The sequence below is a fragment of the Microbacterium sp. genome (assembly GCF_049661145.1).
GTDB lineage: Bacteria > Actinomycetota > Actinomycetes > Actinomycetales > Microbacteriaceae > Microbacterium.
Genome location: NZ_JBASZT010000111.1, coordinates 26,380 through 36,569, shown reverse-complemented (window position 1 = coordinate 36,569; position 10,190 = coordinate 26,380). Strand labels below are relative to the sequence as shown.

General features: G+C 69.4%; 12 protein-coding genes. 10 read left to right on the top strand and 2 right to left on the bottom strand.

What is annotated here, in order from left to right:
• The first annotated feature begins 226 nt into the window (after nt 1-226).
• From WBP48_RS05005 to WBP48_RS04965, 9 genes are all read left to right on the top strand, one after another.
• Nucleotides 227-478 (top strand): hypothetical protein, encoded by a 252-nt coding sequence (locus WBP48_RS05005; RefSeq protein ID WP_424436976.1) that lies wholly within the window; start codon nt 227-229, stop codon nt 476-478.
• On the top strand, nt 475-810 hold the full coding sequence (locus WBP48_RS05000; RefSeq protein ID WP_424436973.1) for a type II toxin-antitoxin system PemK/MazF family toxin: 336 nt from the start codon (nt 475-477) through the stop codon (nt 808-810). The genes WBP48_RS05005 and WBP48_RS05000 overlap by 4 nt, the downstream gene beginning before the upstream one ends.
• A 143-nt stretch (nt 811-953) precedes the next feature.
• Nucleotides 954-1,865 (top strand): ABC transporter ATP-binding protein, encoded by a 912-nt coding sequence (locus WBP48_RS04995; protein WP_424436970.1) that lies wholly within the window; start codon nt 954-956, stop codon nt 1,863-1,865.
• Nucleotides 1,862-2,692: an ABC transporter permease subunit gene (locus WBP48_RS04990; protein WP_424436967.1), complete on the top strand. Its 831-nt coding sequence runs from the start codon at nt 1,862-1,864 to the stop codon at nt 2,690-2,692. The genes WBP48_RS04995 and WBP48_RS04990 overlap by 4 nt, the downstream gene beginning before the upstream one ends.
• Before the next feature lie 9 nt (nt 2,693-2,701).
• A complete protein-coding gene (locus WBP48_RS04985; RefSeq protein ID WP_424436964.1) occupies nt 2,702-3,931 on the top strand; it encodes a sensor histidine kinase in 1,230 nt (409 codons plus the stop codon).
• On the top strand, nt 3,928-4,599 hold the full coding sequence (locus WBP48_RS04980) for a response regulator (RefSeq protein WP_424436961.1): 672 nt from the start codon (nt 3,928-3,930) through the stop codon (nt 4,597-4,599). The genes WBP48_RS04985 and WBP48_RS04980 overlap by 4 nt, the downstream gene beginning before the upstream one ends.
• Before the next feature lie 35 nt (nt 4,600-4,634).
• Nucleotides 4,635-5,777, top strand: coding sequence for a mechanosensitive ion channel family protein (locus WBP48_RS04975; protein ID WP_424436958.1), 1,143 nt, complete (start codon nt 4,635-4,637; stop codon nt 5,775-5,777).
• 8 nt (nt 5,778-5,785) lie between these two features.
• Entirely contained in the window at nt 5,786-6,196 is a 411-nt protein-coding gene (locus WBP48_RS04970) for a globin (RefSeq protein ID WP_424436979.1), read from the top strand.
• Between the two features lie 51 nt (nt 6,197-6,247).
• Nucleotides 6,248-7,915 (top strand): FAD-binding dehydrogenase, encoded by a 1,668-nt coding sequence (locus tag WBP48_RS04965; protein WP_424436955.1) that lies wholly within the window; start codon nt 6,248-6,250, stop codon nt 7,913-7,915.
• 144 nt (nt 7,916-8,059) lie between these two features.
• Here WBP48_RS04965 and WBP48_RS04960 read toward each other — a convergent pair whose 3' ends face one another.
• The gene (locus WBP48_RS04960) at nt 8,060-8,731 is read right to left on the bottom strand and encodes a hypothetical protein (protein WP_424436952.1); all 672 of its coding nucleotides are present in this window, start codon (nt 8,729-8,731) and stop codon (nt 8,060-8,062) included.
• Nucleotides 8,732-8,784: 53 nt separating this feature from the next.
• On the opposite strand from WBP48_RS04960, the gene WBP48_RS04955 reads away from it, so the two are divergent.
• Nucleotides 8,785-9,720, top strand: coding sequence for an acyl-CoA thioesterase (locus WBP48_RS04955; protein WP_424436949.1), 936 nt, complete (start codon nt 8,785-8,787; stop codon nt 9,718-9,720).
• On the opposite strand, the gene WBP48_RS04950 is transcribed toward WBP48_RS04955, so the two are convergent.
• Nucleotides 9,707-10,180 carry an acyl-CoA thioesterase gene (locus WBP48_RS04950; RefSeq protein ID WP_424436946.1) on the bottom strand — a complete coding sequence of 158 codons (474 nt, stop codon included), beginning with the start codon at nt 10,178-10,180 and terminating at the stop codon, nt 9,707-9,709. The genes WBP48_RS04955 and WBP48_RS04950 overlap by 14 nt on opposite strands.
• Between the last annotated feature and the right edge of the window lie 10 nt (nt 10,181-10,190).

Here is a 10,190-nt window from a genome sequence, read left to right as displayed (position 1 = left end):
GCAGCTCCGCATGAACCACGGCGTCCCCGAGATCAAAGCCCCCAGCTGGTGGGGCATCGACCACCGCTGGCGACCCACCACCACCTCCCCCACCCGACTCCACCACACCATCCTCAAAACCTGAGATCGCGAACCTCGACGGTCGGGTTCTCAACGATACGTCGGGAGGATGACCAGCCCGACAGATACTGTCATCGTTTGACAGCTACTGCCGTAGAATCGGTGCATGACCGCGATCAGGCTTGCCGTCACCGATGAGATCCGGGCGACCCTCGACCGGGCCAAGCGCGTGTATCCCACGCTGAGCGACGCAGAAATCCTGAAGGTCGGTCTGGCTCGTCTGGTCCGCAACGAAGAACTCGCCGACCGTGAGTTCCTGCGCCGCGCGGCGGCGTACGCGGCAGGGACGGACTACCTGAACGACCCGCAGGAAGACGAGTACTCCGACACTGACGGCACCCCGGTCAGCTTCGCGTGACCTCCCCGATCCTCCACGGCGTCTACGTCGCCGCGTTCCCATTTGTGGAGGGCTCGGGCGACAAGCTCCGTCCAGTCGTCGTCGCCTCCCGCCCGGCGGGACCATTCGGGGTGCTCAGCGTCGTCCCGCTTTCGTCGTCCAGCGATTCCGTTGGCGGTGATTTCGCGCTGCGCGACTGGGATCAGGTCGGCCTCCGGCGTCCGTCGCTTGCCCGCATCCATCGTGTCACCGGTCTGCTCCAGAGCGATCTGCGCGCATACTTGGGGACACTGAGCGACGGCGACGAAGCGCGTCTGCGTGTCGCCCTCGCTGGCCACTTTCTCCTCGGCTGATAAGCGATAGCGACCGGAGGGGCTGCCCGACGCGGCGGCGCGAGAGCGCCGTGCGGCATCTCCCCCTGTGGGGGGAGGCAGCCATCGCATCCGCGCTACTTCGGGCGGATGTGCCGGGCACACCGCCCTCGTAGCGTCGAAGCATGATCGTTGCAGAGAATCTCACGAAGCGATACGGCGACAAGACCGCCGTGTCCGACGTCTCCTTCACCGTCCATCCCGGCAAAGTGACCGGATTCCTCGGGCCCAACGGCGCCGGCAAGTCCACCACGATGCGGATGATCGTGGGGCTCGACCGCCCGACGTCCGGAAACGTCACGGTCGGCGGCGCCGACTACCGCACGCTCCGCTCGCCGCTGACCGAGGTCGGCATCCTGCTCGACGCCAAAGCCGTGCACACCGGACGCTCCGCCCGCAACCACCTGCGCGCCATGGCGGCGACCCACGGCATCCCGCGCTCACGCGTCGACGACGTGCTCGAGATCACCGGGCTCACCGACGTGGCGAACCGGCGCGCCGGCAAGTTCTCGCTGGGGATGGGTCAGCGGCTCGGCATCGCGGCGGCCCTCCTCGGCGACCCGCACACGCTGATCCTCGACGAACCCGTCAACGGCCTCGATCCCGAGGGTGTGCGCTGGGTTCGCCAGTTCGTGCGCGCGCAGGCCGCGCAGGGACGAACCGTCCTTCTGTCGAGCCACCTCATGAGCGAGATGTCGCAGACCGCCGACCATGTGATCGTCCTCGGCCGCGGCCGCGTGCTCGCTGACGCGCCGCTCGCCGAGCTCGTCGGCGCCTGGACGCGCACGACGGTGACGGTCCGCAGCCCCCGCGCCGATGAGCTCGCGCGCCTCATCGCCGGCCCCGGCGTCACGCTTATCACGACCGAGGCAGGAACCCTCCAGGTCTCGGGAGTAGATGCCGCCGTCATCGGCGACACGGCCGCAGCCCACGGCATCCCGCTGCACGAGCTCAGCCCTCGCGCGGGGTCCCTCGAGGACGCCTATCTGGCCCTGACCGAAACCGCCGTCGAGTACAAGACGAAGGATGCACGATGACCACCGCACTCTCCCCCGCCCCCACGGACAGCCGCCAGCTACGTGCCGACGGGCGCTCCGAGCGCCTCAGTTTCGGCCGAGTGCTGCGCAGCGAGTTGATCAAGCTGACGACGCTGCGCTCCACGTGGTGGTCGCTCGGAGTGACCGTGGCACTGGCGGTCGGGATCGCCCTCCTCATCGCTTCAGCGTCACGCAGCTTCCAGGGCGACTACCCCGCCGTCGCCGTGATCGTCTCGCCGATGCAGTTCACGATGCTCGTCGCCGGCATCTTCGGCGCCATGGCCGTGACAGGCGAGTACTCTACGGGCATGATCCGCTCGACGCTCACGGCGGAACCCCGCCGTGGCGCCGTGCTGATCGCCAAGGCGCTCACCGTCGCGCTGCTGCTGATCGCGACGACCGTCGTCAGCTCGCTCATCGCGATCCTCGCGACAGCCCCGATTCTCGGTGAGCACGGCATCGATTGGGCGGATGCCGAGGCCTCGCTCGTGCCGCTCGCCTACAGCCTGGTGGCGATGGCGAGCTTCGGCCTGCTGGGTCTGGGCTTCGGCTTCGTCATCCGCAACGGTGCCGGTGCGATCGCCGCGACCGTCGGCGTGCTGTTCGTGCTGCCGATCGTGCTGAGCCTGTTCGCGATCGGCGGTGACAGCTGGCAGTGGGTCGTCGACCTCGGCCAGTACCTGCCGATGTCGGCGGCGCAGGTGCTGACCACACCCGCTTCGGCGCAGTCGGACCCCGATGTCGGGACGGCGATCGTTTCGCTCCTGGCCTGGCCGGCCGCAACCCTCGTCGCCGGATGGCTGATCCTGCGCACTCGCGACGCCTAGGCTTCAGGCGTGCCCGACCGCCGCAGCCGCAGTGCCGCCGTCATGACCGACGACGACCTGCGGCTGCCGCGTCCACCCGGGGTGCTCCGCAGGTTCTGGGCGCGGCATCCGGTCCTCGCCGACGTGCTGCTCACGGCGGTGTGCCTGTTGACGTCAGTGGTTCCGGTGACCGTTGCGAGCACGAGGACCGCGCCTGGAACGGCGGCGCTCATCACCGGGACCGGTCTCCTGGCGTGCCTTTCGCTCCTGCGACGACGGCGATGGCCGCTCATCGTGTTCGGCGCCTCGATCCTCGCGGGCATAGCGACCCTGTTCGCAGACGTGCCCCTGGGCGGTCCGCTCATCGGCGTCGCCGCCTACGGAGTCGCCGTGTACCGATCGACGCGCGCGTGCATCGCCGCGCTCGTGGCGGGCCTCGGTGCGATCCTCGTCGTCGCGGGGACGCTCCTGCTCGCGGGGCTGACGACGCCCCAGATCGTCCTCAACGCGATCACCGGCGAGACTCTCATCGCTATGATCGGTGCGCTCATCGGCATCAACGTCGGCAATCGAAAGCGCTACGTCGAGGCGATCATCGACCGCTCGCGGCAGTTGCTGATCGAGCGGGATCAGCAGGCGCAGCTGGCGGCGGCCGCGGAGCGCTCTCGCATCGCACGCGAGATGCACGACATCGTGTCGCACTCGTTGACGGTCGTCGTGGCGCTGGCCGAGGGCGCGACCGCCACGAGCGATGCCGATCGGGCACGGCAGGCGACCTCGCAGATCGCCGACACCGCCCGCGACGCGCTGCGGGAGATGCGCTCGATGCTCGGGGTGCTTCGCGACGGGGCGCCGGACGCGCCGTTGGATGTCGGCGACGCCGACCCTGTGGACGCCCCCGTCGCGGCGGCGCGCCGCGCCGGATTCCCCGTCACCGTGCACGTGGCCGGCCGGTATCCCGAACCGGTCGCGGTGCGGCGGGCACTGGCGCGTATCGTGCAGGAGAGCCTGACGAACGCGATGCGCCACGCGACCGGCGTCACCGAGATCGAACTCTCGATCGTCACGAGCGCCACCGAGACCGAGGTGACGGTGCGCAATGACGGGGTCGTGACCGCGCCGACCGCCGGCGGCTACGGCATCCGTGGCCTGCGCGAACGCGTCGAGCACGTCGGCGGCACCCTGGAGGTCGGGCCCGAAGGGCCCGGGCGCTGGCGAGTGCACGCGCGGCTTCCGCTCACTGAGAAGGAGGACCGATGACCGTGCCTATTCGCGTCGTGCTCGTCGACGACCAGGAGCTCATCCGCGTCGGCTTCCGCCTCGTGCTGGAGTCCGAGCCCGACATCGAGGTGGTCGCCGAGGCCGCCGACGGCGACACGGCCGTCGCGGCGGCGCGACGCACGACGCCCGACGTCGTCCTCATGGACGTCCGGATGCCGGGCAGCGATGGCATCTCCGCCACCGCGCGCATCGTCGCGGAGGACCCACGCGTGCGCGTGATCGTTCTGACGACGTTCGACCTCGACGAGTACGCGTTCGGAGCGCTGGATGCCGGGGCCAGCGGATTCCTGCTGAAGGATGCCCGCCGCGACGAACTCATCGCCGCCGTGCGATCGGTCCATCGGGGGGATGCCGTGCTCTCGCCGAGAGTGACGCGCGAGCTCATCGAGCGCGCATCCCGGCTGGCGCCCGCCGACTCGGCATCCACCCTCGTCGAAGACCTCACGGAGCGCGAACGCGACGTCTTCCTGGCCATGGCGCGAGGACTGACCAACGCCGAGATCGCCGCATCGCTGTACCTCGGCGAATCGACCGTGAAGACACACGTCGGGCACGTCCTCACCAAGCTCGGCGCGCGCGACCGTGTACACGCCGTCATCCTCGCCCACCGCAGCGGGCTGGTCGGGCCGGCCGATCCCCTTCCCTGAGGCTCGCGCAAGGTGTGCTCAGTAGAATCGAGACGATGAGAACCGCTCTGCTCGACGCCGCTTCCTCCCCCGACACGACCGCGCCAGAGCGGTGGTCGTGGGGCTGGTGGCTCGAGATCCTGCAGACCGTCGGCTTCAAGCTCCTCGTGATCGTCGCGATCCTCGTCGGCGCCTACGTGCTGTCGCGCCTGCTGCGCCTGGCGATCCGACGCATCGTGAATCGCATCGTCTCGGGCGCCAAGAGCAAGGCGCACGTCGACGACACGCAGGCGCTCGAGAGCTCCCCCCTCTCGGCGATGCGGCTCGTGCAGCGCACCCGGACGCTGGGGACGATCCTCCAGAACATCGTCAACGTCGCGATCGGTGTCGTCGCCATCCTCATGGTCGTCAACGTCATCGACTCCTCGGTGCTCGGCTCATTCGCCCTGCTGTCCGCGGCCATCGGGGCCGGGCTCGGTTTCGGAGCACAGAACATCGTCAAGGACGTTCTCAACGGGATCTTCATCGTCGCCGAGGATCAGATCGGCATCGGCGATGTCGTCGATCTCGAGCTTGCCACGGGCATCGTCGAGTACGTCAGCGTGCGGATCACGCACGTGCGCGACGTCAACGGCACCCTCTGGTACGTGCGCAACGGTGAGATCACCCGCATCGGGAACATGTCACAGGGGTGGTCACGCGTCATCATCGACCTCGCGCTGCCGGTCGACATCGACATCGTGCAGGTCGAGAAGACGATGCTCACCACCGCCAAGACACTCGCGAAGGACTCGAAGTGGCGCAGTCGCATCATCGAACAACCCGAGATCTGGGGTCTGGAATCGATCACGGGTGATGCTCTCGTCATCCGACTCGTGGTCAAGACGCGTGCGAACGCGAAGGACGACGTCGCGCGCGAACTGCGCATGCGACTCAAGCACGCGATAGACGCCATGGGCGTCACGCTGCCGTCGATGCACACCGTCATGCTCGCGGGACTCGAAGGCGCGCAGCGAGTGCGCGGCGCAAACCCGCCACGCACGAAGCCGACGCCGGTCGCCGACCCACCGTCCTCCGACGGCAAGGGCGTCTGGAAGCCACGCAAGACACCGAAGGATGCCGCGCGGAACCAGACGGGGCCAGATTCGACCGGCCCGGACGCGACCCCATCGGCATCGGGCGAGGAGACATCGTCGTGAGCGCACCGATGTCGTTCTATGACGAGATCGGCGGCCACGACACCTTCGTGCGGCTCGTCAACGCGTTCTACCGTGGAGTCGCCGGCGACGAGGTGCTCCGCCCCATGTATCCGGAGGAGGACCTGGAACCGGCCGCGGAGCGGCTGACACTGTTCCTCGAGCAGTACTGGGGTGGCCCGACGACGTACAGCGAGCGCCGCGGGCATCCTCGGCTACGCATGCGACACGTCCCGTTCCACGTGAACTCCGACGCGCGCGACCGCTGGCTGCGGCACATGCGCGCCGCCGTCGACGAACTGCGGCTGCCGCCTTTGCACGAGGCGACGCTGTGGGACTACCTGCAACGTGCCGCGTTCGCGATGGTCAACACGTTCGAGCCGAGCGCCGGCCCGGGCAGCATCGGTCCCGCGCGCCCCTGAGAAGCTGACCCCGGCGGCACTCAGCCCGCGCATCCCGACGAAGGAGTCGAAATGACTACTGCCTCTCGCCACCACGCCGACGTGCTCGTCATCGGGTGGGGTCTGTCGGGGTTGGTCGCTGCGACCGAGGCCGCCGCGGCGGGAAGGCGTGTCGTCGTCGTGGACCAGGAGCCGCGCACGGGCCTCGGCGGGCAGGCGTTCTGGTCCTTCGGCGGGCTGTTCTTCGTCGATTCGCCCGAGCAGCGACGCATGGGCATCACGGACTCGCTCGATCTCGCCCGGCAGGACTGGTTTGCCACCGCGGGGTTCGACCGTGACGAGGATCACTGGCCGCGGCAGTGGGCGGATGCGTATCTGCAGTTCGCCGCAAGCGAGAAGCGCGCGTGGCTGCGGGAGAAAGGCGTCGGCTTCTTTCCGGTCGTCGGCTGGGCCGAACGCGGCGGCTACACCGCGACGGGCCCGGGCAACTCCGTCCCCCGCTTCCACGTGACATGGGGCACGGGACCCGGCGTCGTCGCGCCCTTCCAGGCGGCGATAGAGGCCGCTGAGGCGCAGGGGCGCATCACGATCCTGCCTCGGCATCGCGTCACCGCGCTGACGGATGCCGACGGCGTCGTGACGGGCGCAGCGGGCGATGTCTTGGCGCCATCGGGGGCCGCCCGCGGAGTCGCGAGCTCTCGAGAGGTCGTCGGCGCCTTCGAGATCACAGCCGGCGCGACGATCGTCTGCGCCGGCGGCATCGGCGGAAACCACGAGCTGGTCCGCGCGCAGTGGCCCGCCTCACTCGGGAACCCGCCGACCCACATGGTCGCCGGTGTGCCGTCGTACGTCGACGGTTCCATGCAGCCGGTCGCGCAGCGGGCCGGAGCGCACCTGATCAACGGCGATCGGATGTGGCACTACGTCGAGGGCATCCAGAACTGGGACCCGATCTGGCCGGACCACGGCATCCGGATCCTGCCGGGGCCCTCCTCCATCTGGCTGGACGCGACCGGCACGCGACTGCCGGTTCCGCTGTTCCCCGGCTTCGACACGCTGGGCACCCTCGCCCACCTGCGGACCACCGGCCACGACCACTCCTGGTTCGTGCTGTCGCAGAAGATCATCGAGAAGGAGTTCACGCTCTCGGGCAGCGAGCAGAACCCCGACCTCACCGGAAAGGACGTGCCGCTGCTGCTGCGCTCGCGCCTCGGCAAAGGTGCGGCAGGGCCTGTGCAGGCCTTCCTCGACCGTGGCGCCGACTTCGTCGTACGGCGCACCCTCGATGAACTGATCGAAGGGATGCAGGCGCTCCCCGGCGGCAGGGTGCTGGATGCCGAGGCGGTGCGCCGCGAGGTCGAAGCACGCGACCGGGAGCTCGTGAACGACTTCACGAAGGACGCACAGATCGCGATGCTGCGCTCCGCTCGCGCGTATCGCGGCGACAGACTCATCCGCACCGCAGCGCCGCACCGAATCCTCGATCCCGCGAACGGCCCACTCATCGCGGTGAAGCTGCACGTGCTCACCCGCAAGTCGCTCGGCGGGATCGAGACGGACCTGTCGGCTCGCGCGCTCAGCCACGACGGGAACCGCATTCGTGGACTGTACGCTGCGGGTGAGGCCGCGGGTTTCGGCGGAGGCGGTGTGCACGGCTATCGCGCGCTGGAGGGCACATTCCTCGGCGGCTGCCTGTTCTCGGGCCGCATCGCGGGGCGCGCCGCCGCCGCGGCGGTCTGAGGAGATCACTTTTCAGCGGCGCTGCCGCGCCGTGGGGGCGAGAGAGTCTGCCTCGGGGATGCGAGACTTTCGGGTCAGCTTTTCAGCGGCGCTGCCGCGCCGTGGGGGCGAGAAGGTCTGGCACATGTTGCGAGACTTTTCGCATCAGCCGCGGCCGGTCTCCCGCACCTGCGTAAGCCCGACGCGGGTCGTCCGGCGTACCAGCACGTGACCGCGCGCGAGGCTCACGCGCGTCCACGGCCCCGCCGTGTGAACGGATGCCGACTCCTCGCCGCCGATGAACCCGAGTGCGAACGCGGCGAATGCGACGCCCCGCGGCAAACCGCCGAGCTCGTCGTCGGCCTCCCCCCACACCTGTGCGCGGAGGGCGTGCACGATCTCCTCGCCGGGCGAATCCGGTACGGTCTCGGCCACGACGGCGATGCCCCATTGCGCGCGCTGCGCGAGCAGCGCCGCGGGCAGTTCGTTGGTCTCGGACCACCCGGCGCGCGGCGGTGAGATGCCCGCCCATGGCGCCGTGACCGCGGTGTCCGGGAGCGTGACCGCGGTCGGCTGCGCGGCGTCTACCGCGAGGACTGCGGCATCCACGACGAGATCGCATTCCAGCTCGGCATCCACCCTCGTCGCGCGCATGCCGAGGATCGTCGGGGTCTTGTCCAGGAGCGTCAACGGCGCGAGCGCGGCGACCGTCAGTGCGAGCGTCCCCCGCTGCGCCTTGAGGCGCAGGGCGCCGTCACCGAGTCGTGCTGCGCGCTGCGCGAACACGACGACGTCGGCCGCCGTCGGCGGGTCGGGGAACAGGAGGCGCGAGGACACCCGGCCTAAACTATCAAGCGTCACGGAGTCGACGACGGGAGCATGGGTGCGACATGGTGAGCGAGCAGAGCGACCCGGTCGGGATGATGCTCGACGTGCTCGATCTCGCGTCCAGCGCTGCGCGCACCACCGAGGACATCTTCACGGGCACCTCGCACCCCATGCCGCTGGGACGGATCTTCGGGGGCCAGGTGCTGGCCCAGGCCATCATCGCTGCCGACCGCACCACCGGCCCCGACCGCGTCCCCCACTCGATGCACGGCTACTTCCTGCGGCCCGGCGACGCGGCGCAGGGAATCACCCTGTCGGTGGACCGGATCCACGACGGGCGCTCGTTCTCGACGCGCCGCACACAGGCCTTTCAGGCCGGGGTGCCGATCTTCTCGATGATTTCCTCGTTCGAACGCGAAGACCCGGGGCTGGAGCATCAGGCCGCCATGCCGGTCGGCATCGTGTCGCCCGAAGAGGCGCTGCAGCACTCGGTGTCGGATGCCGCGAACCTTCACCCGTTGTCGCAGCGCCTGCTGTCCGAGAGCGCGATCGAGCTGGTGCACGCCGACGGTGCCGTCTATGACCGGGCCGGCGGTCCCCGTGTGCCGCGCCAGCACGTCTGGATGCGCACCCGGCGCCCGATCGGCGACGACCCCGCCATCCATCGGGCCGTTCTCGCCTACATGAGCGACTTCACGATCCAGGAGCCCGTGCTGCGAGCGCATGGAGTCCCGTGGTCTCTGCCGGGGCTGAAGCTCGCGAGCCTCGACCACGCGATGTGGTGGCACCGTCCCGCGCGCGTTGACGAGTGGCTGCTGTACGCTCAGGAGTCGCCGAGCGCGCGTGGCGGTCGCGGGCTGTCGACCGGCAGGCTCTACACCCGCGAAGGGCAGCTGGTCGCCTCGGTCGCTCAGGAGGTCATGGTCCGCGTGCCGGATGCTGAGGGCACCGACGGCCGGGACGCCGCCACGCTCAGCGGGGCCATCAGCGGCGGCTGAAGGCGACCGGCTCGCCCAGGTAGGGCGACCACGCCTCACGCATGGCCTCCGACAACCGCACCGGTCGGAAGGTTTCGGCGTCGACGAGCACGACCACCGAGGATGCGCGTGCATACAGCACCTGGGGATCGTCGCCGAGGGGACTGTACACCTCGTAGCAGACCTCCACGCTGGACCCGCCGAGCTTGCCGAACCACAGCTGCACGTCGAGAGGGTCGCGTCGGTACGGCACCGGAGCGAGATACTCGATCTCCTGACGAGCGATGAGCGTCAGTTCACCGGCGTCCAGCCCCGCATCGATGACCGCCGTCGTCGGTGCCTGCTCACCCAGGCTCGGGGTCCAGAAGACACGGACGCGCGCCTCTTCGAGGAGCTTCAGCATCGTCGCGTTGTTGACGTGGTTGAACGCGTCCAGGTCGCCCCAGCGCAGGTGGATCGGAACGTGGATGCGGTCGGTCATGCACTCTCCG

Bases quoted from the DNA above. Each gene is read 5' to 3' on its own strand.
- WBP48_RS04980 (WP_424436961.1), top strand. From the start codon at position 3,928: ATGACCGTGCCTATTCGCGTCGTGCTCGTCGACGACCAGGAGCTCATC.
- WBP48_RS04990 (WP_424436967.1), top strand. From the start codon at position 1,862: ATGACCACCGCACTCTCCCCCGCCCCCACGGACAGCCGCCAGCTACGT.
- WBP48_RS04955 (WP_424436949.1), top strand. From the start codon at position 8,785: ATGGTGAGCGAGCAGAGCGACCCGGTCGGGATGATGCTCGACGTGCTC.
- WBP48_RS04970 (WP_424436979.1), top strand. From the start codon at position 5,786: ATGTCGTTCTATGACGAGATCGGCGGCCACGACACCTTCGTGCGGCTC.
- WBP48_RS04975 (WP_424436958.1), top strand. From the start codon at position 4,635: ATGAGAACCGCTCTGCTCGACGCCGCTTCCTCCCCCGACACGACCGCG.
- WBP48_RS05005 (WP_424436976.1), top strand. From the start codon at position 227: ATGACCGCGATCAGGCTTGCCGTCACCGATGAGATCCGGGCGACCCTC.
- WBP48_RS04950 (WP_424436946.1), bottom strand. From the start codon at position 10,180: ATGACCGACCGCATCCACGTTCCGATCCACCTGCGCTGGGGCGACCTG.
- WBP48_RS04965 (WP_424436955.1), top strand. From the start codon at position 6,248: ATGACTACTGCCTCTCGCCACCACGCCGACGTGCTCGTCATCGGGTGG.
- WBP48_RS04995 (WP_424436970.1), top strand. From the start codon at position 954: ATGATCGTTGCAGAGAATCTCACGAAGCGATACGGCGACAAGACCGCC.